This window comes from Sphingopyxis sp. H115 (assembly GCF_001468465.1).
In the GTDB taxonomy this organism is placed as follows: domain Bacteria; phylum Pseudomonadota; class Alphaproteobacteria; order Sphingomonadales; family Sphingomonadaceae; genus Sphingopyxis.
Genome location: NZ_LNSA01000026.1, coordinates 1 through 25157 on the forward strand (window position 1 = coordinate 1; position 25157 = coordinate 25157).

Annotated in this window: 29 protein-coding genes and 1 tRNA gene; 15 read left to right on the top strand and 15 right to left on the bottom strand. The window is 66.0% G+C overall.

What is annotated here, in order from left to right; all coding sequences use genetic code 11:
* The 4 genes from ATE71_RS16270 to ATE71_RS16285 form a co-directional block, all read right to left on the bottom strand.
* The coding region (locus ATE71_RS16270; RefSeq protein WP_235588049.1) for a pseudouridine synthase at positions 1-339 on the bottom strand (339 nt) is incomplete at its 3' end.
* A 217-nt stretch (positions 340-556) separates the two neighbouring features.
* The gene (gene typA, locus ATE71_RS16275) at positions 557-2389 is read right to left on the bottom strand and encodes a translational GTPase TypA (protein WP_058804369.1); all 1833 of its coding nucleotides are present in this window, start codon (positions 2387-2389) and stop codon (positions 557-559) included.
* 107 nt (positions 2390-2496) lie between these two features.
* On the bottom strand, positions 2497-3108 hold the full coding sequence (locus ATE71_RS16280) for a D-Ala-D-Ala carboxypeptidase family metallohydrolase (protein WP_058804370.1): 612 nt from the start codon (positions 3106-3108) through the stop codon (positions 2497-2499).
* Complete coding sequence (locus tag ATE71_RS16285) at positions 3105-3755, bottom strand: purine phosphorylase (RefSeq protein WP_058804371.1); 651 nt, start codon at positions 3753-3755, stop codon at positions 3105-3107. Before ATE71_RS16285 ends, ATE71_RS16280 begins: the two co-directional genes overlap by 4 nt.
* Positions 3756-3818: 63 nt before the next feature.
* On the opposite strand from ATE71_RS16285, the gene ATE71_RS16290 reads away from it, so the two are divergent.
* The 5 genes from ATE71_RS16290 (at position 3819) to ATE71_RS16310 (ending at position 9244) form a co-directional block, all read left to right on the top strand.
* The gene (locus ATE71_RS16290) at positions 3819-4778 is read left to right on the top strand and encodes a bile acid:sodium symporter family protein (protein WP_058804372.1); all 960 of its coding nucleotides are present in this window, start codon (positions 3819-3821) and stop codon (positions 4776-4778) included.
* Positions 4779-4841: 63 nt separating this feature from the next.
* On the top strand, positions 4842-6053 hold the full coding sequence (locus ATE71_RS16295; RefSeq protein WP_058804373.1) for a toxic anion resistance protein: 1212 nt from the start codon (positions 4842-4844) through the stop codon (positions 6051-6053).
* 14 nt (positions 6054-6067) lie between these two features.
* Positions 6068-6781, top strand: a complete 714-nt coding sequence (locus ATE71_RS16300; RefSeq protein ID WP_235588050.1) for a hypothetical protein — start codon at positions 6068-6070, stop codon at positions 6779-6781.
* Between the two features lie 63 nt (positions 6782-6844).
* Entirely contained in the window at positions 6845-7471 is a 627-nt protein-coding gene (locus ATE71_RS16305) for an OB-fold-containig protein (protein WP_058804375.1), read from the top strand.
* Positions 7472-7534: 63 nt separating this feature from the next.
* Positions 7535-9244 carry a flotillin family protein gene (locus tag ATE71_RS16310; RefSeq protein ID WP_058804376.1) on the top strand — a complete coding sequence of 570 codons (1710 nt, stop codon included), beginning with the start codon at positions 7535-7537 and terminating at the stop codon, positions 9242-9244.
* Positions 9245-9262: 18 nt separating this feature from the next.
* On the opposite strand, the gene ATE71_RS16315 is transcribed toward ATE71_RS16310, so the two are convergent.
* The 4 genes from ATE71_RS16315 to ATE71_RS16330 all read right to left on the bottom strand — a co-directional run bounded on the left by ATE71_RS16315 (position 9263) and on the right by ATE71_RS16330 (position 11245).
* On the bottom strand, positions 9263-9586 hold the full coding sequence (locus ATE71_RS16315) for a hypothetical protein (protein ID WP_058804377.1): 324 nt from the start codon (positions 9584-9586) through the stop codon (positions 9263-9265).
* On the bottom strand, positions 9583-10164 hold the full coding sequence (locus tag ATE71_RS16320; RefSeq protein WP_268801436.1) for an RNA polymerase sigma factor: 582 nt from the start codon (positions 10162-10164) through the stop codon (positions 9583-9585). The genes ATE71_RS16315 and ATE71_RS16320 overlap by 4 nt, the downstream gene beginning before the upstream one ends.
* The gene (locus ATE71_RS16325) at positions 10103-10696 is read right to left on the bottom strand and encodes a hypothetical protein (RefSeq protein WP_152998816.1); all 594 of its coding nucleotides are present in this window, start codon (positions 10694-10696) and stop codon (positions 10103-10105) included. The genes ATE71_RS16320 and ATE71_RS16325 overlap by 62 nt, the downstream gene beginning before the upstream one ends.
* 475 nt (positions 10697-11171) lie before the next feature.
* Positions 11172-11245: transfer RNA gene (locus ATE71_RS16330), tRNA-Gln, on the bottom strand.
* A gap of 155 nt (positions 11246-11400) precedes the next feature.
* Between ATE71_RS16330 and ATE71_RS16335 the strand changes: the two genes are divergently transcribed.
* Both ATE71_RS16335 and ATE71_RS16340 read left to right on the top strand, forming a co-directional pair.
* The gene (locus ATE71_RS16335) at positions 11401-12693 is read left to right on the top strand and encodes an FAD-dependent oxidoreductase (RefSeq protein WP_058804379.1); all 1293 of its coding nucleotides are present in this window, start codon (positions 11401-11403) and stop codon (positions 12691-12693) included.
* The gene (locus tag ATE71_RS16340; protein ID WP_082665262.1) at positions 12690-13091 is read left to right on the top strand and encodes a DoxX family protein; all 402 of its coding nucleotides are present in this window, start codon (positions 12690-12692) and stop codon (positions 13089-13091) included. The genes ATE71_RS16335 and ATE71_RS16340 overlap by 4 nt, the downstream gene beginning before the upstream one ends.
* 3 nt (positions 13092-13094) lie before the next feature.
* Here ATE71_RS16340 and ATE71_RS16345 read toward each other — a convergent pair whose 3' ends face one another.
* A complete protein-coding gene (locus ATE71_RS16345; RefSeq protein WP_058804380.1) occupies positions 13095-14366 on the bottom strand; it encodes a dipeptidase in 1272 nt (423 codons plus the stop codon).
* Positions 14367-14459: 93 nt separating this feature from the next.
* On the opposite strand from ATE71_RS16345, the gene ATE71_RS16350 reads away from it, so the two are divergent.
* The gene (locus ATE71_RS16350) at positions 14460-15635 is read left to right on the top strand and encodes an acyl-CoA dehydrogenase family protein (RefSeq protein WP_058804381.1); all 1176 of its coding nucleotides are present in this window, start codon (positions 14460-14462) and stop codon (positions 15633-15635) included.
* Here ATE71_RS16350 and ATE71_RS16355 read toward each other — a convergent pair.
* Both ATE71_RS16355 and ATE71_RS16360 read right to left on the bottom strand, forming a co-directional pair.
* A complete protein-coding gene (locus ATE71_RS16355; protein WP_058804382.1) occupies positions 15632-16228 on the bottom strand; it encodes an HAAS signaling domain-containing protein in 597 nt (198 codons plus the stop codon). The two genes, ATE71_RS16350 and ATE71_RS16355, sit on opposite strands and share 4 nt — an antisense overlap.
* Complete coding sequence (locus ATE71_RS16360; protein ID WP_058804383.1) at positions 16225-16551, bottom strand: PadR family transcriptional regulator; 327 nt, start codon at positions 16549-16551, stop codon at positions 16225-16227. The genes ATE71_RS16355 and ATE71_RS16360 overlap by 4 nt, the downstream gene beginning before the upstream one ends.
* Before the next feature lie 75 nt (positions 16552-16626).
* Here ATE71_RS16360 and ATE71_RS16365 point away from each other — a divergent pair, with 75 nt between their 5' ends.
* A complete protein-coding gene (locus ATE71_RS16365; RefSeq protein ID WP_058804384.1) occupies positions 16627-17259 on the top strand; it encodes a ferric reductase-like transmembrane domain-containing protein in 633 nt (210 codons plus the stop codon).
* Positions 17260-17271: 12 nt separating this feature from the next.
* Here the strand turns inward: ATE71_RS16365 and ATE71_RS16370 are convergent, their stop codons facing one another.
* A complete protein-coding gene (locus ATE71_RS16370) occupies positions 17272-17586 on the bottom strand; it encodes a metalloregulator ArsR/SmtB family transcription factor (RefSeq protein WP_058804433.1) in 315 nt (104 codons plus the stop codon).
* An 87-nt stretch (positions 17587-17673) separates the two neighbouring features.
* Here ATE71_RS16370 and ATE71_RS16375 point away from each other — a divergent pair, with 87 nt between their 5' ends.
* From ATE71_RS16375 to ATE71_RS16385, 3 genes are read left to right on the top strand one after another with little or no spacing between them, the layout of a single operon-like run.
* On the top strand, positions 17674-18645 hold the full coding sequence (locus ATE71_RS16375; protein WP_058804434.1) for an acyl-CoA desaturase: 972 nt from the start codon (positions 17674-17676) through the stop codon (positions 18643-18645).
* Complete coding sequence (locus ATE71_RS16380; protein ID WP_058804385.1) at positions 18614-19819, top strand: M20 metallopeptidase family protein; 1206 nt, start codon at positions 18614-18616, stop codon at positions 19817-19819. Before ATE71_RS16375 ends, ATE71_RS16380 begins: the two co-directional genes overlap by 32 nt.
* Positions 19816-20061: a GlsB/YeaQ/YmgE family stress response membrane protein gene (locus tag ATE71_RS16385; protein ID WP_058804386.1), complete on the top strand. Its 246-nt coding sequence runs from the start codon at positions 19816-19818 to the stop codon at positions 20059-20061. Before ATE71_RS16380 ends, ATE71_RS16385 begins: the two co-directional genes overlap by 4 nt.
* Positions 20062-20064: 3 nt before the next feature.
* Here the strand turns inward: ATE71_RS16385 and ATE71_RS16390 are convergent, their stop codons facing one another.
* The 3 genes from ATE71_RS16390 to ATE71_RS16400 form a co-directional block, all read right to left on the bottom strand.
* The gene (locus ATE71_RS16390) at positions 20065-20838 is read right to left on the bottom strand and encodes an AAA family ATPase (RefSeq protein WP_058804387.1); all 774 of its coding nucleotides are present in this window, start codon (positions 20836-20838) and stop codon (positions 20065-20067) included.
* Complete coding sequence (nadB, locus tag ATE71_RS16395) at positions 20839-22425, bottom strand: L-aspartate oxidase (RefSeq protein WP_058804388.1); 1587 nt, start codon at positions 22423-22425, stop codon at positions 20839-20841.
* 98 nt (positions 22426-22523) lie between these two features.
* Positions 22524-23447 (bottom strand): ABC transporter ATP-binding protein, encoded by a 924-nt coding sequence (locus ATE71_RS16400; protein WP_058804435.1) that lies wholly within the window; start codon positions 23445-23447, stop codon positions 22524-22526.
* Positions 23448-23582: 135 nt separating this feature from the next.
* On the opposite strand from ATE71_RS16400, the gene ATE71_RS16405 reads away from it, so the two are divergent.
* The 3 genes from ATE71_RS16405 to ATE71_RS16415 all read left to right on the top strand — a co-directional run bounded on the left by ATE71_RS16405 (position 23583) and on the right by ATE71_RS16415 (position 25122).
* Entirely contained in the window at positions 23583-24110 is a 528-nt protein-coding gene (locus tag ATE71_RS16405) for a DUF4402 domain-containing protein (RefSeq protein ID WP_235588051.1), read from the top strand.
* Positions 24111-24246: 136 nt separating this feature from the next.
* Entirely contained in the window at positions 24247-24444 is a 198-nt protein-coding gene (locus ATE71_RS16410) for a zinc-finger domain-containing protein (protein WP_058804390.1), read from the top strand.
* Between the two features lie 123 nt (positions 24445-24567).
* Positions 24568-25122, top strand: a complete 555-nt coding sequence (locus ATE71_RS16415; RefSeq protein ID WP_160328058.1) for a DUF4402 domain-containing protein — start codon at positions 24568-24570, stop codon at positions 25120-25122.
* The last annotated feature ends 35 nt before the right edge of the window (positions 25123-25157 follow it).

Genomic DNA, 25157 nt, shown 5'->3' on the forward strand with positions numbered 1-25157 from the left:
GCGGCGGACGGTCGCGGGGCGGGTCGGGCCGTCGTTCAGCGTGACGCCGCGGGCGAGCGCCGCCAGCGCGTCGTCGTCGGGCTCGCCCTCGACCTGCGCCAGATAGGTTTTGGGCGTCTTGTGCTTCGGCGACGAAATTCGCGCCTGCAGCGCGCCGTCGTCGGTCAGGATCAGCAGGCCTTCGCTGTCGCGATCGAGCCGCCCCGCGGGATAGACGCCGGGCACGTCGATATAGTCCGACAGCGTCGCGCGCGGGCCATCCGCGGGTGCGGTCATGCCCATGTCGGTGAATTGCGACAGCACGCCATAGGGCTTGTTGAACAGGATCAGGCGGCTCACGGCTTCGCTCCTCGCATGGGCCTTGCCCCTCTTCCTTCGTCACCCTCGAACGAGACAGGTGGCTCGGTCGACTTCATCCGGGGTCCATGACTTCAGCGCTGCGATGGATCCCGGGTCAACCCCGGGATGACGAAGGCGGGAAACGACCGGAACAAGCCGCCAGAAAGAAAGGGGGCGACCATCGCTGGCCGCCCCCCTCAATTCTTAACAGCGATCCTTACGCCGCTTCCTTCTTGCGCGACGCCTTCTTGCGTTCATGCGGGTCGAGCAGCGCCTTGCGGATGCGGATATTCTTGGGGGTCACTTCGACCATCTCGTCATCGTCGATATAGGCGATCGCCTGTTCCAGCGTCATGCGGCGCGGCGGGGTCAGGCGGATGGCGTCGTCCTTGCCGGTCGAACGAAAGTTCGTCAGCTGCTTCGACTTCATCGGATTGACTTCCAGGTCATCGGGCTTGGCATTTTCGCCGATGATCATGCCTTCGTACAGCGCTTCGCCCGGCGACACGAACAGGATGCCGCGCTCTTCGAGCGGGCCCAGGGCGTATGCAACCGCTTCGCCATTGCCGTTCGAGATGAGGACGCCGTTCTTGCGGCCCTCGATCACGCCTTTGTAGGGCCCGTATTTCTCGAACAGGCGGTTCATGATCCCGGTGCCGCGCGTGTCGGACAGGAATTCGCCATGATAGCCGATCAGGCCGCGCGACGGGCCGCTGAAGGTGATGCGCGTCTTGCCGCCGCCCGACGGGCGCATGTCGGTGAGGTCGGCCTTGCGGATCTGCATCTTCTCGACGACCGTGCCGCTATGCTCGTCGTCGACGTCGATGACGACGGTTTCATAAGGTTCGGTGCGCGCGCCGCTCTCGTCGGTACCGTACAGCACCTTGGGGCGGCTGATGCCCAGTTCGAAACCTTCGCGGCGCATCGTTTCGATGAGCACGCCGAGCTGGAGCTCGCCGCGGCCCGCGACGTCGAAGCTGTCCTTGTCGGCGCTTTCGGTAATGCGGATCGCGACATTCGTCTCGGCTTCGCGGTACAGGCGGTCGCGGATCATACGGCTCGTGACCTTGCTGCCTTCGCGGCCCGCCATCGGGCTGTCGTTCACGGCAAAGCGCATCGACAGCGTCGGCGGGTCGATCGGCTGCGCGGCGATCGGTTCGCTGACGCTGGTGTCGGCGATCGTGTTCGCGACGGTCGCGTTGGTCAGGCCCGCGATCGCGACGATGTCGCCCGCTTTCGCTTCCTCGACGGGCACGCGGTCGAGCCCGCGGAACGCCAGCAGCTTCGACGCGCGGCCGGTCTCGATGACCTTGCCATCCATGTCGAGCGCGTGGATCGGCTGGTTGACCTTGACCGTTCCCGACTGGACGCGGCCGGTCAGGATGCGGCCGATGAAATTGTCGCGGTCGAGCAGGGTCGCGAGGAAGGTGAAGGGCGCATCTTCGTCGAGCCCCGGCGAGGGCACGTGACGGACGATCGTCTCGAACAGCGGGGTCAAATCGCCTTCGCGCGCGTCGGGACTTTCGGAGGCATAGCCGCCGCGGCCCGAGGCGTAGAGGATCGGGAAGTCGAGCTGTTCGTCATTGGCTTCCAAGGTCAGGAACAGTTCGAACACTTCGTCGAGCACTTCGGCGGCGCGCGCGTCGCTGCGGTCGATCTTGTTGACGACGACGATGGGCTTGAGGCCCAGCGCGAGCGCCTTGCCGGTGACGAACTTGGTCTGCGGCATCGGGCCTTCGGCGGCATCGACGAGCAGGATGACGCCATCGACCATCGACAGGATGCGCTCGACCTCGCCGCCGAAGTCGGCGTGGCCCGGCGTATCGACGATGTTGATGCGCGTCTGCTCGGTGCCTTCGCCCCACTCGACCGAGGTGCACTTCGCTAGGATCGTGATCCCACGCTCTTTTTCCAAGTCGTTGGAGTCCATGGCCCTTTCCTCGACGCGCTGGTTGTCGCGGAAGGTGCCCGATTGGCGGAAAAGCTGGTCGACAAGCGTCGTCTTGCCATGGTCGACGTGTGCGATAATCGCAATATTGCGCAAAGACATGCGGAAATGGGCCTTTTGGAGAGGGCAGCGCCCGGAGCGCCGCGAAACGCCGCGCCCCTAACAGAAGTGGTGCTGCGGCGCAACATGATTGCCGAGATCAGGAAGCGTCAAGCGCAGGGCGAGGTCGCGCCGCGATAGTCGGCGCCCCAGCGGCGATAGCCCGCCGTATCGATGTGGAAGCGCGTGACATTATAGATGCCGAGCCCGACCGCGAAGCGCGAACCCGTCCGCGCGTGGAGCGGGCAAAGCGCCGCTATCAGTTCCTCGCGCTGCAAAGGCCGCTCTGGCATCAGGTCGAGCGCCGCGAAGCGCAGGTGACGGCTCGCACTCGCCCCCTTGAAACAGATATTGGCGGCCGGATCGCGATAGCCCGACACGACGCGCACCGGGCCGACCGCGGGGACGACATGATCGCGGACATAGCGCAGCGTCGGCACCATCGCGGGCCACAGGCGCCGCGGCGGCACGGCGAAAGGTTCGGCGGCTTCGCAGCGGCGCCAGCGCGCATCGCTGCGCAGGATATCGGCGATGGGCAGCACGTCGCCGACGCCTTCGCCCGTCAAATAGGCCTCGATCGCCGCGACGTCGGCCTTGGCGGTGCCGCCGCGCCATTTGGCGAACAGGTCGGCGTCGTGCGGCACGAAATGATGGCGGATCGGCGTCGATACGAACAGCAGCAGCAAGGCCGCAATCAGGCCGACGATGAGCCGGCGCCTCACAGCATCGCGACCAGCCGCTCGACTTCTTGCGCGGCGGCCCGCGCGGAGCGGCGCAGGTTCGCGTGGAAATCGCCGCCGCTCGCATCGTTCGCTTCGTCGGTCACCGCCTTGATCGCCGCCCACGGCTTGCCCATCCGCATCGCGGCCTGCGCCAACGCGCCGACCTCCATATCGACGAGTGTGGCGCCGAGCGCCTTCAGGTCCGCCGCCGCCGCAGGACAGGCGATGAAACTGTCGCCGCTCGCGATGCGCGCATGCGGCAGGCCGAGCCCCGGATCGGGCATCGCCGAAAAATGCGCCTCGCCGGGCTCGCCCATCGGCCAGTCGCCGGCACGATAGCGTCGGAAACGACCGGGCTCGTTCGCGCCATAATCATGCTGCAGCGCCTCGGTCAGCCAATAAGCGCCGGGCGCAGCGCCGAGCGATCCGCAGGTCCCCGTCATCAGCAGCAGGTCGGCATCGGCGCCGAGCATGCCCGCCGCGAGCGCGGCGTTGACCTTGCCGAGCCCGCAGGTCGCGACGATCAGCGCGTGGCGGTGCGCGTCGATCCGGCGCACGCCAAGCGGCCCGTCGGTTGGCACCCCGGCGCCGGGGCACAGCGCATCGGCCTCTTCGGGCAGCGCGGCGAGAATCAGTATATCGGCCATCGGGCCGGTCTATCGTTTCGTGCGCTCTTGCCAAGCGTGTGCGGCACCGCCATCGCTTGCCCAATGCTTGCGCGCATCTTTCCCGACCGCTTCGTCCCTATCCTGCTTGCGACGATCCTGATCGCCAGCCTGCTGCCGGTGCGCGGCCCTGCGGTGCCGATCGCGCAGGCCGTATCTACGGCCGCGATCGTCCTGCTGTTTTTCCTGAACGGCGTCCGCCTGCCGCGCGACGAAGTGCTGCACGGTATCCGCAACTGGAAATTGCAGGGCGGCGCCTTCCTGTTCTGCTTCGGCGCCATGGCGCTGTTCGGGCTCGGCGCGTGGCTTGCCGCCGCCCCCTTTCTTCCCGCTCCGCTTGCGCTCGGCTTCCTCTTTCTCGGCATCCTGCCCTCGACCGTCCAGTCGGCGACTGCGGCGTCGAGCCTCGCCGGCGGCAATGTCGCGGCCAGCGTCGTCGCCGCGGCGCTGCTCAACCTGACAGGCGTGATCGCCTCGCCGTTGTTGTTCGCCGCGCTGGCCGGGAGCGCGGGAGCGATCCACGGCGAGGCGGCGCTGCGCATCGTCGCCATATTGCTGCTGCCTTTCATCGCCGGGCAGATCGTCCAGCGCTGGCTCAGGCCGTGGGTACTCGCGCACCGCGGCCTTGCGACCCTGATGGACCGGACCGCGATCGCGGTCGCCGTCTATGTCGCCTTTTCGGCGGCGGTGGTCGCCGGGATCTGGCAATTGTTCGATGGGCGCGAGGTCGGCATCGTCCTCGCGCTGGTGGCCGCGCTGCTCGCGCTGTCGTTCGGCGGTGCGTGGCTATTCGGCCAGCTGCTCGGCCTCGCACGGCCCGACCGCATCACATTGCTCTTTTCGGGCGCGCAGAAAAGCATCGCGGTCGGTGCGCCGCTGGCGGCAACACTGTTTGCGCCCGCCATCGCCGGCATGGTGCTGGTCCCGATCCTCGTCTATCATATGGCACAGCTGATCCTGTCGGCGTGGATCGCGCCCGCACTCCAACGCGGCGGACAGGTGTAGTGCTTGAATAATACAGGCCTGCGTGCCATATGGGTATGCGGCATCGGGGTGGAAGGAAGACAAATGAGCGAAGTGACCGCAACGGCGACTGCAACCGACGATTTGAAATTGACGCCGCCCGAACCCGTGCCGTCCGTCGCCCCCGAAAAGGCCGCGGGTCTTGTCCCGCTGTCGACCGAGCAGAAATCCAAACTCGAAGAGCGCGTCGACGGCTTCATCGATGACCTTGTCGCGCAGGACGTCAATTCGCCTGCCTTCGGGCAAAAGGTCGATCAGATCACCAACATGGGCCGCAAGGAAATGCTCGAGGCAGCGAGCCATTCGAACCGCTTCCTCGACCGGCCGATCAAGGCGATGGACCGCGACAGCGACATCGGGATGAACCTGATCGAACTGCGCAACACCGTCGAGCGGCTCGATCCTTCGGCGAACGGCAAGCTGCTGTCGAAACGCGGCTTCCTCGACAAGATTTTCGGCAGCAGCGTCACCAATTATTTCGCGCAATACCGCAGCGCCCAGACGCATATCAGCGGCGTCCTCACCGCCCTGTCGAACGGCAAGGACGAGCTGTTAATGGATAACGCCGCTATCGACGTCGAACGCCGCAAGCTTTGGGAAGCGATGGGCAAGCTCGAACAGATGATCCACATCGCCCAGACGCTCGACGACAAGCTCGAGATGAAGGCGGCCGAACTCGACGGCACCGATCCGGCCAAGGCGAAGGTCCTTCGCGAAAATGCCCTTTTCTACGCTCGCCAGCGCACGCAGGACCTGCTCACCCAGATGGCGGTGACGGTGCAGGGCTACCTCGCGCTCGACCTCGTCAAAAAGAATAATGTCGAGCTGGTGAAGGGCGTCGATCGTGCTTCGACCACCACCGTCGGCGCGCTCAAGACCGCGATCACCGTTGCCCAGGCGATGACGAACCAGAAGCTGGTACTCGAGCAGATCACCGCGCTCAACACGACGACCGCGAACATCATCGACGGCACTTCGAAGATGCTGAAAGACAATACCGCGCGCATCCACGAACAGGCGGCATCGAGTACCATCCCGATGGAGACGCTGAGCCGTGCGTTCCAGAATATCTACGACACGATGGATGCGATCGATACCTTCAAGCTCAAGGCGCTCGACAGCATGAAGACCACGGTCAGCGCGCTTGAAGGCGAGGTTGCGAAGTCGAAGGGCTATATCGCGCGCGCCGAAGGGGCGAGCCAGGCGCAGGCGAGCGTCGGCGGCGCCGACAGCCCGCTGGCGTCGATCGAAGGCTAAGGCGCGCTATGACAATGAGCGAAGTCGACAAGATCCGGCTGTCGGCCGAATCGGCGATCGAACGGTCGCGCGAGCGCCGCCGCCCGATCGGCACCAAGAGCGTCGCGCTGCGCCGCCAGCATCTGTTCAAGAAGCTTGGCCGGATGCTGATCGCAGGCGGCGTTGTCCTGCTTGGCGCCGCGCTTTTCGGGACGCTGATCCAGCCGCTCGGGTTCACCGGGCTGCTCGCGCTGTTCGTCCTGCTGGTCGGCGTCGCGGTGCTGTTCGGCCGGTCCCCCTTCCCCGAACCGCGTCAGGCGGATCTGCCGAAAACCGACCTCAGGCAACTCGCCGGCCGCACCGAAATCTGGCTCGAAGCGCAGCGTCCGGCGCTCCCCGCGCCGGCACGCCAGCTCGTCGACGGGATCGGCGTCCAGCTCGACCTGCTTGCGCCGCAACTCCAGACGCTCGACGCGTCGAGCCCCGCAGCCGCCAATATCCGCAAGCTCGTCGGCGAAGACCTGCCCGAACTCGTCGCGGGCTACCAGCGCATCCCCGCTGGGCTGCGCGGCGAAGCACATGCCGGGCGCACCCCCGACGAAACGCTCGTCGGCGGGCTCAAGATGCTCGAAAGCGAGATCGGCAGCGCCGCGCGCAGCCTAGCGGCGGGCGAACTCGACAAGCTCGCGACGCGCGAACGCTATCTCCAGCTCAAATATCAGGGCGTCGACGGCGAAGACCCGGTTTAACCGATGCACGCCGCGGCGCCGGACAGCTTGCCAATGCCTGCGGTCGCGGTCACATAGGCGCTGATGCTCGACCTGTTTCTGGCCCCCGAAAATATCGTCTTCAGCGCGGCGTTGCTGTTGATGCTGTTGATCAGCGCTGTCCAGGCCATCGGGCTTGCTGGTGACATCGATGCCGACCTAGATGCCGACGCCGATGGCGAGGTTGGATTTGCCGATACGCTTCTCGCCTGGGCCGGCATCGGGCGAATACCCTTCCTCATGTGGCTCGTGATCTTTCTTGCACTGTTCGGCGCGCTGGGGCTGGGCCTGCAGCACTTGCTGACCGCACTCACCGGCGGCCCGGGCACCAATCTTCTGGTGGTGCCCGTTACCGCGATAGCCGCCACTCCGGTTACCGGCGCCGCCAGCCGCCTTGTCGCCCATATTCTCCCGGGCATCGAGACCACCGCGATCGAACGCGAAGAACTGATCGGCCTCTATGCCGAGATCAGCATCGGCACCGCCAGCGTCGGCAACCCGGCGCGCGCGCGGGTCACCGACCGACACGGCCAGCCGCATCAGATCATGGTCGAACCCGACTCCGCCGACCAGCATTTCCAGACCGGCGAGAAAGTGCTGCTGGTAAAAATCGAAGGCGACATCTTCAAAGCCTTCACGCGCGGCGATTTTTATTTACCGCAGCTCGACTGACCCTAATATCCATGTCGGGGTTTCCAATCACGGAAGCGCGAATCGACAGCAACGGGTGGGTTCATGATTGAAATTGCGATTTACGCCGGCATCGGGCTTGCCGCGCTCCTGATTTTGGGATTGATCGTCACGCGGCTTTATCATCGCGCGACCAAGGAAATTGCCTTTGTCCGGACAGGATTTCGGGGCGAACGCGTGATCATGAACGGCGGCGCGCTCGTTCTTCCGGTGCTCCACGAAACCATGCCGGTCAATATGAACACCGTCAGGCTCGCCGTCGAACGCAAGAATGTGGACGCGCTGATCACGCTCGATCGTCTGCGCATCGACGTGAAGGCGGAATTCTATGTCCGCGTTCGTCCCGACGCGGGGTCGATCGCAATGGCGGCACAGACGCTCGGTCTGCGCACGATGAACCCCGAGGCGCTCAAAGACCTTGTCGAGGGCAAATTCGTCGACGCGCTGCGCTCGGTCGCTGCGGGCATGACGATGAACCAGCTCCACGAACAGCGCGCTGACTTCGTCCAGAAGGTGCAGCAGGTCAGTTCGAACGATTTGTCGATGAACGGGCTCGAACTCGAATCGGTGTCGCTGACGGGACTCGACCAGACGTCGATCGAGCATTTCAACGCCAATAACGCCTTCGATGCCGAGGGTTTGACCAAGCTCACCGAGCAGATCGAACTCCGGAAGAAAACCCGCAACGATATCGAGCAGGACACACGCGTCCAAATCGAGACCAAGAATCTGGAAGCCGACAAGCGCAGCTTCGAAATCGCGCGTGACAATGAATTCGCGAAGCTCGGCCAGCAACGCGAGATCGAGATCCGCCGCGCCGAGCAGGCCGCCGAGGTCGCGCGCGAACAGGCGCAGCGCAATCAGGAGGCCGAGAACGCCCGCATTCAGGCCAAGCAGCTGGTCGACGCCAAGCAGATCGAGGCCGACCGCGCGATCGAGGAAGCGCGCATCGCGCAGGAGCAGGCGATTGAACTCGCGCGGCAGGAACAGCAGATCCTGATCCAGAACAAGAGCCGCGAGGAAAGCCAGGCGCGCGGCGAAGCCGACGCCGCGCGCGCGGTCGCCGTCGCGGCCGAGGAACAGGTCGCCACCGCCCGCGAGACCGAGGTCGCCGAACGTTCGAAGCGCATTGAGCTGATCGAGGCCGCGAAGGAAGCCGAACGGCAAGCAATTTCGGTCAAGGTCGAGGCCGAGGCTGAAAAGGAAGCCGCAGCGAACCGCGCCGCCGCTCTGCGGCTTGAAGCCGAGGGCGAGGCCGAAGCCGAAAAGCTGCGCGCCGAGGCCGCGCGCATTCGCTTCGAGGTCGAGGCGGCGGGCCAGCGCGCGATCAACGAGGCGGCGAACCTGCTGTCGTCGAACCAGATATCGCTCCAGACCAAGATGGCGCTGCTCAAAGTACTGCCCGAGGTTGTGCGCGAAGCCGCCAAGCCGATGGAGGCGATCGATTCGATCAAGATCATCCAGGTCGACGGGATCAACCAGAACGGCGGCGGCGCTGCGGCGAGCGGCGCGAACGGCGACGGCGGCAACCTTGCCAGCAACGCCGTATCAGCGGCGCTCGCCTATCGCGCGCAGGCGCCGGTGATCGACAGCCTGATGAAGGAACTCGGCTTCGACGGCGGGTCGCTCGACGCGCTGGTCAAGGGTGCTGCCGCGACAGAAGCGGCAGAGGAGCCCACGATCCCGGCGCCGCGCGGGCGCAAGCCACGCCCGGCCGCGCCAGCCGAGGACGAGGACGGTAAGGAAGACGCTTGATAGGAGCGCTGGCGCCGGTCAGGCTTGGCGCCAGCGCTGCGTCCCGAACCAGAGCAGCAGGATGAGCAGTAGCGGCGGCGCGAGGCCCCAATGCGACGCCCCGGCCAGCGGTGCCAGCAGCGGCGCCGAAGACAGAAACCAAATCGCCGCGAGCAGCGCGCCGATGGCCAGCGCCTCGAATGCAAAACTGCGCCAGAAGCGTCGGCGCGCGCTGGCATAAGCGACGCGAGCGTCGATCGCGCGCTCGACGCTCGCTGCGAAGCCGCGGTCGCCGCCGCGAGGGGGCGGCGCCAGCAAATCGGCAAGCATTGCATCGATGCCGGGATCGTGCGGGACCGTCATGCGTCCATTCCTCCGCCGCTCATCTTCTGCGCTTTTGCGCGGCCGCGCAAGACCAGCGATTTGAGCGTGCCAAGCGGTACACCCATGATCCCGGCCGCCTCGCCGTGCGACCAGCCATGGCCGAAACACAGGATGAGCGCGGCGCGTTCCTGTACCGACAACCCCGCGAGCAAGCGGTCGGCATCGATCGCGGCGTCGCTGGCTGGCTGCGGGTCGGTCGCATCGACGGGCGCCTCGCCCGCCGCGAGTCCCTCGCGCCGCTGCGCCGTGCGCCGCTGGTCGAGGAACAGGCGCCAGCCGATCCCCATGACCCATGCGGCATAGCTTCCCTGCCCCCGGAAATCCCCCGCCCGCTGCCAAGCGCGGACGAAGGCCTCCTGCGCCAGATCGTCGGCGTCGCTCCCTGCGGCACGCGCGAGAAAGGCGCGGAGCCGACCCTCGTGGCGCAACACGAGAAGCCGGAAAGCCGCGCGATCTCCCCCGGCAACGCGCTGGTTGAGGGCCCAGTCCTCCTCATCACGCAGCGCTGTGCTCCCCGGTAGTCCGCGCAAGGCGGCGGCGGACGAAAAGCGCGACACCGACAAACGCGGGGAACAGAGCCGCGCCGACCGCGACGCGGATCAACTGCTCATGTCCCTGGATCAATCCAAAGCCCGCCATCGCAAGGCCGATCGCGATCAGCACCAGCGCGTTTCGGTCGTCGGCCGGGGCCTCGGCGCTCTGCGCCCCGATATGTTCATAGGGCTTGTTGAGCTTGTCGATCAGCGGACCGACTGCGTCCGACTTGCCTTCGAGGGCGCGCCGGATCGACCGATGCAGCATCCATGCATGGAGCAGCCGCGCGAGCAGGAAAAAGCCGACGACGAACAGCGCGACCATCGTGATATTTTCGATCAGATGGAAAAAATGGGTGCTCACCGCGACCAGTTCGGTGGTTGGCGGTGGCGCCGGCAGGTAAGCGGCGATGTCGCGCGGATCGATATAGGCGGCGACGTCCGCGGGATTGATCGTCTGCGGCGGCAACGTGACCGGTGCCGCAGCGACGGCCTGCGGCACGGCGGCGGGCGCCGGCGCGGCGGCGGTGGCCGCCGTGGCTATCAATTGGTTCAAAATCTCTCACTCCTTCACGCCGCGCAGGGCCGGTGAAACCACAGGCGGCGACGCCGGGCAAGCAAGGATGATCCGCACCGGGGAGAGCCGATCAGCCGCCGCACGATGTCGCCGCCGGGACCGGCGCAAAGGCCGGTCATCGACTGGACGGCGCCAGCGGCGGGGATGGATGCACGGCCGCGAAAGATTTATTGAACCATGTGTGGGCGGCCCATCAGGCCGGTGCCGTCCTGGCCAGACGCCCGCGACCGACGGGCCTATCACCCGGTCGCGCCCGCATAATGGCGCCCGACAATCGGCGTCGTCGGAAGGTCGCGCAAACGTGTCGGTATGGTCATCCTTGTCGCGCGCGGCAGCCGCGACGGGGCGGGGCCGGCCGGTAAAACGGAGGACGCGCCAGTATTCGCAACATAATCGCCGCAGAAAGACGCCGGCCCTCTACATCAGATAACGCGCTGGAAAATGTGAAGAAAAATGGATGCCCCGTGAGGATTCGAACCTCAATAGACGGAATCAGAATCCGTAGTCTTACCATTAGACGACGGGGCAATGAGGCGGGCGCAATATGATTGCGAGCGGCTGCTGTCAAGGCCGCTGGGGCCGTCCGAACAAGTCCGCTTGCCCTGGCGCATTTCGCCGCTAGCATCGCGCCAACAACAAAGGGGGCTGCGCCCCGGCGCAGGACACCCGCAAGGAGTGGGCTGATGCGTCATGTCGCAATCGTCGGGTCGGGTCCCGCGGGTTATTATACCGCCGAAACATTGCAGAAAGCCGACGATATTGCGGTCGATGTCATCGATCGCCTGCCCGTCCCCTATGGCCTGATCCGCACCGGGGTCGCCCCCGACCACCAGTCGATCAAGGCGGTCTCGCGTCGCTACGAGGGCACCGCGCTCACCGACAATGTCCGCTTCGTCGGGCATGTTTCGGTCGGCAGCGACGTGACGATCGACGAACTGATAGACCTCTACGATGCGGTTGTGCTCGCGACGGGCGCGCCGAACGACCGGCCGCTCGACATCCCCGGTGCCGACCTTCCCGGCGTGATCGGCAGCGCCGCCTTCGTCGGCTGGTATAACGGCCATCCCGATTTTGCCGATCTCGATCCGCCGCTGGAAGCCCCGGGCGTGGCGGTGATCGGCAACGGCAATGTTGCATTGGACGTCGCGCGTATCCTCGCCAAGACTCCGCAGGAATTCGCCGGCAGCGATATCGTCGCTCATGCCCGCGAAGCGCTGTCACACAGCGCGGTGCGCCATATCCACATCCTCGGGCGGCGCGGCCCGCACCAGATCGCGATGACGCCGAAGGAACTCGGCGAACTCGGCCATCTCGAACGCGCGAGCCCGCGCGTCGACCCCGCCGACCTGCCGGGCGAGGGCGACGACGCGCTGCTCGAGCCCGGGATGCGCAAGTCGGTCACCCACCTCCGCCAGTTTGCCGCCAATCCGGTCGCCAAGCCGGTAACGATCGACTTCGATTTCTTTGCGATGCCCGTGGCGATCGAGGGGGACGGCAAGGTGCAGCGCGTGATCGTCGAGCGCACGACGCTCGATACCGACCTCCGCAGCCATGGCACGGGCGAAACCTATGCGGTCGACGCCGGCCTCGTGATCAGTTGCATCGGATACCAGACCCCACCGATTCCCGGCGTGCCCTACGAACATGGCCGCGGCCGCTTCGCGAGCGACGAGGGGCGCATCCTGCCCGGCCTCTACGCGGTCGGCTGGGCGCGGCGCGGGCCGTCGGGGACGATCGGCACGAACAAGCCCGACGGCGCGCGCATCGGCGAAATGGTGCTCGAGGATATCGGGCGCGGCGCGGGCAAGGCGGGCCGCCCTGGTCTCGACGCGCTGCTCGCCAGCCGCGACATCGTGCCCGTCACCTTTCGCGACTGGCGGCGCATCGAGGAGGCCGAGGTTGCCGCCGCGCTCGATGGCCATCCGCGCGAGAAATTCACCAGCGTGGAGGCGATGCTCGCCGCGATCGGACGGTGAGCGAACGATTTCGCCCTGCGCTGCGCTGGCTTCTCGCGCTCGCCTATGGCTATGCGGGCTATCTCCATCTCGTGCGGCCCGCACCCTTTCTCGCGATCACTCCGCCATGGGTGCCCGCGCCCGGGCTGATCGTTACCGCAACCGGCGTCGCCGAAATCGCCGGAGCGATCGGCTTGATGATCCCGTGGACGCGCAAGGCCGCCGGCTGGGGCCTCGCGCTCTATGCCCTGTGCGTCTGGCCCGCCAATCTCCATCACGCGCTCTCCGATATCGCCATAAACGGCGAGACCTTGAGCTGGTGGTACCACGGCCCGCGCCTTGCCGTGCAGCCGCTCATCATTTGGTGGGCGCTGTGGGCGAGCGGCGCGACCGACTGGCCGTTCCGCCGCCGCGCCTGATCCCTATTTCGCGACCGGCGTTTCGATCGGCGGCTGTCCCTTCTGGCTCGCGGCATAGGCCTCGACCGCCTTCAGCACGCGCAGCATGTTGCCGCTCGCGATCTTCTCGAGTTCGGCCTGGCTGTAGCCGCGCTTTGCAAGTTCGGTGAACAGCGCCGGATAGCCCGAGACATCCTCCATCCCGACGGGCGCAGAATCCATCCCGTCATAATCGCCGCCGAGCCCGATATGATCGACGCCGATCATTTTTTTGAGATGGTCGATATGATCGGCCACCTTCGCGACATTGGTCGTCGGGACGGGGTTTGCCGCGTCCCATGCCTTGAGCGCCGCCGTCTCGGCCGCCGGGTCGCCCGGATACATCGCCTTCAGCCGTGCCTGTTCGGCGGTCCGCGCGAGCCCCTGCGCGCGCACGTCGGCGTCGAGGAAGCCCGGCAACAGCACGATCATCACGATGCCGCCGTTCGCCTTGACCGCGGGCAGCACGCTGTCGGGGACGTTGCGCGGGTGCGGATTGATCGCGCGCACCCCCGAATGGCTGAACATCACCGGCGCGTGCGAAGTTTCGAGCGCGTCCTTCATCGTCGCTTCGCTGACGTGGCTCAGATCGACGATCATCCCGATGCGGTTCATCTCGCGAACGACCTGCCGCCCGAATTCGGTGAGCCCGTCGTGCGCCGGCGCGTCGGTCGCGGCGTCGGCCCAGCTCAAATTCTTCGAATGCGTCAGCGTCATGTAGCGCGCGCCAAGGTCGTACATCTGGCGGAGAACGGCAAGCGACGAGCCGATCGAATGGCCGCCCTCCATCCCGAGCATCCCGGCGATCTTGCCGGCCTTCATCGCCTTTTCAAGCTCGGCCGAAGTCGAGGCGAGCGCGAGGTCGTTTGGATAGCGCTGGGCGAGCCGCTTCATCACGTCGATCTGTTCGATCGTCTGCTGCACCGCCTCTGCCTCATCGGGGTTGCTCGGCACATAGACCGACCAGAATTGCGCGCCGACATGCCCCTTGCGCAGCCGCATCAGGTCGGTGTGCATCGCGATTTCGGGCGGGGTCGCATCGGGCTTGGCGGTGTTGGTGGTGTCGCGGAAATCGAAATCGTTGATCATATTGCTCTCGCGCCCGCGCAGCGCCCACGGCACGTCATTATGTCCATCGAACACCGGCGCCTGTCTGAGCGCGGCTTCGGCCGTGGCCTCGGGCGATTTTTGCGCCATGCCGGGAGTGGAAACAAGGGCGAGCGCGGCGAGGCCGGTGAGCAGGACGGGTTTGTTCATGGCGCGCGACCTTAAGTGCTTGGCGCCGCGGCGCAAGTCTCCGCCTCATGCGCACGACTTGACGTGCGCGTTAACCCCGCGCAGCATCGCGCCATGACAGCTTTCGACGACTGGCGCGCACGTTCGCCCTATTATAACGAGACTCACGAGGCGCTGGCGCAGAGCGTCCGCCGTTTCGTCGCGCGCGAGATCGCGCCCAACATCGACCGCTGGGAGGCCGAAGGCGAACTGCCGCGCGAACTCCATCGGAGAGCCGCCGAAGCGGGCATTCTCGGCCTGCGCTACCCCGAAGAATATGGCGGGCACAGCGAGGGTTTCGACAATTTCCACGGCCTCGTCCTGACCGAGGAACTCGCCGCGGTCGGCGCGGGCGGGCTCGGCGCGTCGCTTATGACGCACGGCATCGGCCTGCCCCCGATCCTCGCGCTCGGTTCGGACGAGCTCAAACAGCGCGTCGCGCCGCCGGTGCTCGCGGGCGAGAAGATCATCGCGCTCGGCATCACCGAGGCGGGCGGCGGCAGCGATGTCGCGAACCTCAAGACCACGGCTGTGAAGGATGGCGACAGCTACGTCGTCAACGGCGGCAAGATGTTCATCACCAGCGGCATGCGCGCCGACTGGCTGACCTGCGCCGTGCGCACAGGCGGGCCAGGCGCCGCGGGCATCTCGCTGCTACTGATCGACATGGATGCGCCCGGCGTCGAGCGCACGCGGCTCGACAAGATGGGCTGGCGGTGCAGCGACACTGCGGCGATTCACTTTAGCGACGTGCGCGTCCCCGCCGCGAACCTGATCGGGCCGGAGAACGGCGGCTTCATCGGCATCATGCGCAATTTCAACAGCGAGCGGCTCGGCATGGCAATGGGTTGCTGCGCTTATGCGCGCGTTGCAATGGCCGAAGCCGCCGAATGGGCGCAGAACCGCGAGACCTTCGGCAAGCCGCTTGTCGGCCACCAGTCGATCCGCATCAAGCTCGCCGACATGGAACGCCAGATCGAGGCGACACAGGCATGGGTCGACCTTTGTGCGTGGCAGGTGAAAGAGGGCAAGGACCGCCCCGCCGATTTCGCGATGCTGAAGGTTCAGGCGACGCGCATGCTGGAAGCCGTCGCGCGCGAGGCCGCGCAGGTGCTGGGCGGCGCATCCTATATCACCGGCAGCAAGGTAGAGCGCATCTACCGCGAAGTGCGCGTCAATGCGATCGGAGGGGGCAGCGAGGAAATCATGCTCGACCTCGCTGGCCGGCAATTGTTCGGGGGGAAGCGTTAAGCCGCAAGCCGCCGCGCGTAGCGATCGAGCCGCGCGAGCTGCGCCATCAGCACGCCGATCAACACGAGCTCCACCAGCGCCGTCCCGACGATCAGTGCCTGCGCCGAATCGCCGCTCGCACCTTGAAACGCGCGCACCACACTGGCCCCGACCGACAGCGCCAGACTGCCCGCGGCGAAATGCAGCCAGCGGCGCACCAGCGCGATCCGGCGCCGCGACGCCATACACCAAGCCGCGCCGATGCACGCGAGCGCCGCGAGCAGCCCGCCGCGGTCGAACCAGGTCAGCGGATCGCCGCCGCCCGGAAGGTCGAGAATGACCGTGCGCAGCCGCATCAGCAGCAAGGTTACGCCGCCGAGCAGCGCAGCGGCGACACACGAACGCCGCAGCCGGTCGGGCAGTGCCGCCTCGGCATATGCGCGCGCAATGTCGGCGGGCCGTCCAAAGCGGCGCACCGCATCGGCCTCCCCCACCTGTTCGGCGGTGTCGCACAGATGCGATTCGATCTCGTCGCGCACCCGTCGCGACAGGCTTGGATCGAACGCCAGCACGTGGTCGAGCTCGTCAAGATAGGCGGCGATCGGCCCGCTCATGTCCGCGCCCCCAGCACCAGATCGATGCCGGAGGCAAAGCTTTGCCAGCCCGCGCGCCGTTCGACCAGCGAACGCCGACCGCTGTCGGTCAATGAATAGACCCGGCGTTTGCGCCCGCCATCGGGCTGAACCCAGCGACTCGCAAGCAGCCCGGCGAGTTCGAGCCGGTGCAGCGCCGGATAGATCGTCCCTTCAGGCAGGTCGAAATGGCCGCCGCTGCGCGCGCGGATGGCCTCGATGATCGCATAGCCGTGCAACGCGTCGTCGCCGATCGTGGCGAGCAGCACGGCATCGAGGTGCCCCTTGAGCATTTCGGCAGACATGCCGACCGATTTAGCTTTGCAACGCTAGGTATGCAAGCTATGCCTAGTGTTGCTAGGCTTAAATCGGAGGATGCGATGACCGCGACGACAACCGGAACACCGGCGAAAACAGGCTGGGCCGAGGGATGGGGGCTGTTCCGAACGCTGACTCTGGCGCTCTCTGCGATGGCGCTTGGCTTCCTCTTCGCTATCGGCTGGGACACCGAGGGCTATCGAATGGTGATCCGCGCCACCGCGCGCACGTCGCTGGTGCTATTCCTCGCCGCCTTTGCCGCGTCGGCGGCCTTCAAGCTGTGGCCCGGCTCCTTCACCCGATGGCTCCGTCGAAACCGCCGCCAGCTCGGGCTCGGCTTTGCGATGTCGCACTTCATCCATGCGCTCGCGATCATCGCGCTGTGGAGAACCGATCCAAGCACGTTCTGGCTGCTGTCCAATCCAAGATCGATCGCCACCGGGGGCGCCGCCTATGTCTTCATCGCACTCCTCGCCGCGACGTCGTTCGACCGCATGGTCAAGCTACTCGGTCCCAGATTGTGGTCGCGGCTGCACTGGTGGGGGGCGTGGATCGTCGCGCTCAGCTTCATCTTCACCAACGGCAAGCGCATCCCGGTGAGCGGCTGGTACGCACTGCCGGTCACGCTGGTCATTGCGGTGATCGTGCTGCGGGTGGTCGGGGGGCGGAAGCAACGGCGGGCGGCGGCGCCCTAGTGCGCCGCGGAGCTATTTGCTGCCGCGCTTGTCCGCCAGCGCACGCGATTCGGCCTTGAGCGGGCGTGACACCGGGCAGACCTCCTGCACATAGCTGTTGAGCACATTGGTCAGCGTGTCCGGGATCAGGCGGTAAAAGACGAACTGTCCGCGCTTCTCGCTGGTGATCAGCCCGGCATTTTCAAGCACCGACAGATGCTGCGACACCGCCGGCTTGCTCATCTCGAAGCGCGCCGCGATGTCGCCCGCGCTCAGTTCCGCATGCGCCAGATAGGCTAGAATCTTGCGCCGCGGCGTCGATGCCAATGCCTGAAAGACCCGTTCCATGGCCCCGAAATGGGCATCGCAGGCCGACTTGACAAGCAATAATTTATTTAAGTAATTACTTATATTATTTGAATGAGGAATCGGGCGATGCGCAGCGAACTGGATCCCCATGCGGTCAATTTCCTGATCGACGAAGACGGCCCCGATCCGCGCGAGGGCCGCGTGCGCGCCGACATGCCGAGCATCCTCTGGAACGGCGGCATGGCGGCGACCGCTCTTGTCGCCGGCCCCTTCTTCGTTACTCCCACGGCGATCCTGCTCTTCCTGGTCACTACCGGTGCCGCGCTGCTGCTCGGGCACAGCGTGGGCTATCACCGCATGATGATCCACGGCAGCTTCGCCGCGCGCCGCTGGCTCGCCCGCACGCTGATCTGGTTTGGCGCCTTCGTCGGCATGGCGGGCCCCTATGGCATCGTCCGCGCACACGACACGCGTGACTGGGCGCAAAGGCAGGCGGACTGCCACCCCTTCCTGCGCCACGGCACGCATATCGCACGCGACGCCTGGTGGCAGACCTATTGCCGGCTCGACTTAGACCGGCCGCCGCGCTTCGACTTCGCGCGGCTCGACCGAGACCCCTTCATCCGCTGGCTCGAGAAGACCTGGCGCTGGCAGCAATTGCCCGTCGCCCTGCTCTTCTTCGCGATCGGCGGCTGGGGCTGGGTCATATGGGGCGTCGCGGCGCGCGTCGCGGTCGCCAACCACGGGCATTGGCTCGTCGGCCATCTCGCGCATAATCGCGGGCCCCAGCACTGGACCGTCGATGCGCATGGCGTGCAGGCCTTCGACGTCCCATGGGCTGCGATCCCGACGATGGGCGAGGCGTGGCACAACAATCATCACGCCTATCCGGGCTCGGCGCGAATCGGCCTCCACCCGGGGCAGAGCGACTGGGGCTATGCCGTCATTCGGCTCTGCGCGCGGCTGGGTCTGATGTGGGATGTCCGTACGCCGGACACGATGGGTATCCGCTCCGGACTCTCCGAGGTCCCTCGACAGGGCGATGGCTTCGCGGCACAGTCACGGAATGGACAATCTGACGCACAGCTGGCCCACTGAGGCCGACACCATCCTTCCCGACCTCGTCGATTTGCGCCGCGCGATCCACCGCGAACCCGAACTGGGCCTGCAGAACCCGAAGACGCTTGCGAAGATCAAGGACGCGCTCGCCGGGCTGCCGCTCGAGTTTCGCGAGGGACCCTCGACCACAGGCCTCATCGCTACCTTACGCGGACCCGCCAACGGACGTACCGTGCTGCTGCGCGGCGACATGGATGCGCTGCCTTTGCTCGAAGAAACCGGGCTCGACTTTTCCTCCGAGATCAGTGGCGCGATGCACGCGTGCGGGCACGACACGCATGTCGCGATGCTCGTCGGCGCGGCGAAGCTGCTGTGCGCCGCGCGCGACCGCCTGCCCGGAACCGTGATGTTCATGTTCCAGCCGGGCGAAGAGGGCCATCACGGCGCGCGCTTCATGCTGGGCGACGGGTTGATCGACCCGCTGCCCGATGCGGCCTTCGCGCTCCACATCATGCCCAACGCGCCGCACGGCATTTTCGCCGGGCGCGCGGGCCCGCTGCTCGCCTCGTCCGATGTGCTGAACATCTCGGTCAAGGGCGCCGGCGGCCACGCCTCGATGCCGCACGACGCCATCGACCCGATCCCCGTCGCCTGCGCCATCGTCACCGCGATCCAGACGATGGTCACGCGGCGCATCTCGGTCTTCGACCCCGCGGTCGTCACCATCGCAAAAATCGCTGCGGGGACGACCAACAACATCATTCCCGAGAGTGCCGAGATGCAGGGCACGATCCGCACCCTGTCGCCCGAACGCCGCGCGATGGTGGCGCGCGAGCTGAAGCGCCTCGCCCCGGCGATCGCAGAGGCGCATGGCTGCACCGCCGAGGTCGAGATCATCGAGGGTTTCCCCGTCACCGTCTGCGACGCGCGCGCGGTCGCCTTCGGCCAGTCGGTCGTCGAAGAGACCTTCGGCGAACAGGCCTGGCTGACGATGGACAATCCGGTGATGGGCGCCGAGGATTTCTCCTATGTCCTCGAAAAGGTCCCCGGCGCGATGTTCTGGCTCGGCGCGAGCGAAGCGGGCAGCGACTGGCGCCAATGCTGCGGGCTGCATAGCAACCATATGGTGCTGGACGAAAAGGTGATGGCACGCGGCGCCGCCTTGCATGCGGCGCTGGCAGAACGGTTTTTGAACGAAGGATTCAACGCATGATCAACATCATCGGCGCCATTCTCTCGGGCCTCATCATCGGGGCGCTTGCGCGCTTCTTCTATCCCGGCGCGGTCGAGATGGGCTGGCTCGCAACGATCCTGCTTGGCATCGGCGGTTCGCTGCTCGCGGGGCTCGTGACGTCGCGCGGGCAGCGCGATTTCAGCCGCGCCGGCTGCCTCGCCTCGGTGATTGGCGCGATCGTGCTGATCTTCGTCGGACGGCTGCTCGGCGTCGGCGGCTGATGCCTATTCGGTCATCGCCTCGACGGTGTCGTGCGGGTAGAGGATGAATTCGCGGTAGAGCCGGTAATGCGCCGTCTCTTCGAGGGTCGCCGGCTGGATCGCGAAGGGATCGATCTGCCACAGGTCGGCGTCGGGCAGCGCCATCAGGATCGGCGAGTGCGTCGCCATGATGACCTGGCAATTCGCCGCACGCTGCATCCGGCGCAGTATCTTGAGGAAATCGAACTGGCGCTGCGGTGACAAGGCGGCTTCGGGTTCGTCGAGGATGTAAAGGCCCTGCTCGCCAAGGCGCTCCTCGAAAAAATCGATAAACCCCTCGCCATGCGATGCCGCCAGAAAATTGGCGCGCGGCGAGCCCGCTTCGTCCAGATAGCGCGCCACCGAAAAGAAGGTCTCGGCACGAAAGAACCAGCCGCGCTTGACCTGCGGCAGCCACGCGCTCCGCAACACATGGCCGAGCGCGCCGCCGTCGGCGCCCGAGGCATAGCCCTCGCCGACCGCCGCCATGCCCTGCGCGCCGCCGCCCTCGTTGAACCCCGCCGTCGTCGCAATCGCCTCGAGCAGCGTCGATTTGCCCGAACCATTCTCGCCGACGACGATCGTCACCGGACGCTCGAACCGCAGGTCGAGCCCGTCACGAAGCAACGGCATGCTGAAGGGATAGTCCTCGGGATCGGCCCAGTCGGGCCAGTCGACCCCGCCGGCTCCGCCCTCGGGCAACCAGACGCGCTTCAGGAAAGGCGGCGGAAGACGCGTATCGCGCGGCCGCCGCGCCATTTACGGCACCAGCACCGTATCGACCGCCTGCGGCAGCAGGTCGGGATAGTCGAGCGTCGAATGCAGCCCGCGGCTTTCCTTCCTGTGCAGCGCGCTGCGCACGATCAGCTCGGCGCACTGGAGCAGGTTGCGGAGCTCGATCAGGTCGGTCGTGACGCGGAAGTGGCCATAATAGTCGCCGACCTCGTCGGTGAGCATCTTGATCCGATGCTGCGCACGTTCCAACCTTTTGGTCGTGCGCACGATCCCGACATAATTCCACATGAAGCGGCGGATCTCGGTCCAGTTCTGCTTGATCACGACCTCTTCGTCCGAATCGGTCACGCGGCTTTCGTCCCAGGGGCGGATCGGCGGCGGCGCGTCGAGTTCGTCCCAGCGCGCGACGATATCCTTTGCCGCCGCTTCGCCGAAAACGAAGCATTCGAGCAGCGAATTGGACGCAAGCCGGTTGGCGCCGTGCAGCCCGCTCTCGGTGCATTCGCCCGCCGCATAGAGGCCGGGCAGGTCGGTTCGTCCGGCAAGGTCGATCAAGATGCCGCCGCAGGTATAATGCTGCGCGGGGACCACCGGGATCGGCTGCTTCGTCATGTCCAGCCCAAGCGTCAGCAGCTTGTCATAGATGTTCGGGAAATGGCCCGCGACGAAATCGGGGTCCTGATGGCTGATGTCGAGGTGGACATAATCGAGGCCGTAACGCTTGATCTGGTCGTCGTTGGCGCGCGCGACGACGTCGCGCGGCGCGAGTTCGGCGCGCGCGTCATAATCGGGCATATAGCGATGCCCGGTGACCGGGTGCTTCAATATGCCACCCTCGCCGCGCACCGCCTCGGTGATCAGGAAATTCTTGACGTCGAGATTATAGAGGCAGGTCGGGTGGAACTGCATCATCTCCATGTTCGAGACGCGGCAGCCCGCGCGCCAGGCCATCGCGATGCCGTCGCCGGTCGCGCCGCGCGGCGCCGTCGAGAACTGGTAGACGCGTCCCGCCCCGCCGCTCGCGAGGATCGTCGCGCGCCCGACATGCGCGCGCACCGTGCCGCTCTTCTCGTCGAGCGCATAGACGCCCCAGACGCGGCCCGATCCCGAATAGCGTTCCTCGTGCCTCCCCGTGATCAGGTCGATGCACGCCTGCCCCGGCAGCAGCGTGATGTTCGGATGCGCCTCGGCGGTCTTGAGCAGCGCTGCCTGCACCGCCCAGCCGGTCGCGTCGTCGACATGGACGATGCGGCGGTGCGAATGCCCGCCCTCGCGGGTGAGGTGGAGCGCTTCGGCTTCCTTGTTGAATGGGACGCCCATCTCGATCAGCCGCTCGATCGCGGTCGGGGCGTTCTCAACGACGAACTCGACGGTCTCGCGGCGGTTGAGGCCGCCCCCCGCGACCATCGTGTCCTCGATATGATTTTCGAACGTGTCGCCCGCATCGAGCACCGCGGCAATCCCGCCCTGTGCCCAGGCGGTCGACCCGCCGGTGAGTTCGCCCTTCGCGAGCACGAGCACGCGACAATGGTCGGCGAGCGCGATCGCGGCGGTGAGCCCCGCAGCGCCCGAACCGACGATGATGACGTCGTGAGAGAGGTTTTCAGCCATTCCATGTCCGTTCGTGTCGAGCGAAGTCGAGACACCCCGCGACCTTGCGCCACATCGATAGGTATCTCGACTTCGCTCGATGCGAAGGGAAAGAAACGCTATCCATTCGCCGCGCGCGTCAGGTTGAGGAACACATCCTCCAGATCGGCTTCGCGGGTCGAGACGTCGACAATGCCGTGCCCCATCGCGTTCACCGCGGTCAGCACTTCGCCCGCGTTGGTGCGGTCCTTGTTGTAACTGATCGCAAGGCCCCGTTCGCCCTCGCGCTCGACCTTGTCGAATGCGGGGTGCGTCGGCAGCACCGTGACATCGGCGTCGAGCGTCACCACGACGATCTTCTCGCGCGCCATGTCGACCAGCTCGCGCGTCGGCTTGTTCGCGATCAGCTTGCCATGGTTGATTATCGCAATCCGGTCGCACAGCTCCTCGGCCTCTTCGAGATAATGCGTCGTCAGCACCACCGTCACGCCGCGGTCGTTGAGGCTCTGCACATATTCCCAGAGCTGCTGTCTGAGCTCGATATCGACGCCCGCGGTCGGCTCGTCGAGGACAATGATCGGCGGCGAATGCACCATCGCCTTGGCGACGAGCAGGCGGCGCTTCATGCCCCCCGAGAGCGTCCGCGCATAGGCGTCGCGCTTGTCCGAAAGATGCACCGCGGCGAGCAGCTCGTCCGAAATGCGCTTGTCCTTGGGCACACCGTAAAGCCCGGCCTGATTCTCCAGCGTCTCGAACGGCGTGAAAAAGGGATCGAAGACGATTTCCTGCGGCACGATGCCGATCGAATATTTGGCGTTGCGGGGGTCGGCGTCAATGTCGAAACCCCAGATGCTCGCATGGCCGGCCGTCTTGTTGACGAGCCCCGCGAGGATATTGATCAACGTCGATTTTCCCGCGCCGTTGGGCCCGAGCAGCCCGAATATCTGCCCGCGCGGCACGTCGAAACTGACGTTGTCGAGCGCCTGCTTGCCGCCGGCATAAAGTTTGGAGACGGCGTCGATGCGGATGGCGGCTTCACTCATGGCCGCCTCCATAGCCGCGCGTCGCCGCCCGCGAAAGCCCGCTAATTTTTCGTCAGGGCCGCGTTAACGCTATATTGGAAACTCGCCGCTAGACCGAAATGCGTGAGGACCAGCCACATCTCTTGCCCGCTGCCCGTGCAGCGCGGCCTAGCCGCCTTTGCGCTCCTGATCGCTCCCGTCGCCGCTTCGCCGGCGCTGGCGCAGGGCAGTGCGCAGAGCGAGGCCGAAGCCATCGTGCTTCGCCCGCTTTCCTTCTTCAAGGTCAACGATCTCGATTTCGGCGACATCATCCCGTCGAATACCGCGGGCACGGTCACGATCGGTCCCGACGGATCGCGCAGCCGCACCGGCGGCGTCACGCTCGCCGGAGACGGCGGCGAGCCCGCGCGCTTCGCCGGGCTCGGCAGCTTCAACCGCCAGGTCAATATTTCGCTGGGATCGAACAGCATCTGGCTGACCGGTCCCGGTACGCGAATGCGCGCGCGCACTTTCGAAATCGGCAGCACGCCGACCGCAATCCTGTCGACCTCGCCGACCCGCTTCCGCATCACCTCGTCGCTCGGCAACTATAATTTCCCGGTCGGCGCAACGCTCGAAGTCGGCGCCAATCAGGCACCGGGCGATTACAGCGGCACTTTCACGATCACGCTCAATTATCTTTAGGCCTTCCTGTGGGGGGAAGACGGCACCGGGGGACCACTTGCGCCAATATGGCGCCTGCACCGGTGCCGTCACGGCCCTCCCGTCTTCGCGCAGATCCGATTGCCGAGCGTTTCCGGCCTTGCTATGGGCGCCGTCGATGACCCAGCCCGCACCCGAAACCATCCGCACGCCCAAGACCCGCATTGCCTGCGACGGCACCGGCGACGGGCTCGCGAACGCCGCCCTCGGCCATCCCCGCGTATGGCTGGAGATCGATCCCGACGAAGGCTTCGTCGATTGCGGCTATTGCGACCGGCGCTTCGTCCTCATCGGTGGGATCGCCGATAAAGTTTGAACCCCGGCGGGATCGCCGATCCGGGCTGAGGTCCGGACCGCCAGTAAACAGCCCCTTTACCAAACTTCTGCATCAACGACTCATGCCCCTCTGGCACAAATGTGCCAGACAGGAGCAGAATCTGTGGGGATTCAAGGGACCAGAAACTGTCGGGGCGCACTGCGCGTTCTGACCATCGCTGCGGCAGCGGCAAGCACCACATGGTGCGGCGCGGCGCATGCCGCCGACATGAACGGCATCGTCAATGCGGCCGTCGTTCGCCCCAACACGCTGATCAAGACCGACGATCTCGATTTCGGCACATTGGTCAGCGGACCGGCCGGCGGTACGGTGACGATCAACCCCCTCACCAACGCGCGGAGCGCGACCGGCGGGACGACGCTCGTCGGCAACGACTCCCGCCGCGCGGTGTTCCAGGGCACGGGCGGCATCCTGCTGATCCTCGTTTCGGGCAGCACATCGGTCACGCTGACGCGCGCCGGCGGCGGAGCGCCCTCGATGACCGCAAGCCTCGTCCGCGCCGCCAGCACCAGCGGCGGCGGCATCACGCTGCTCGGGTCGACCCTGCTGCCCAGCGGGGTGCAGACCTACTATATCGGCGGCACGCTGACCGTTCCGGCGAACCAGCCCCCGGGCGACTATAGCGGCACCTTCACGCTGACCGTCAATTATCTCTGAGCGCTGGCGCCGCGGCACGGGCGTCCCTATATCGG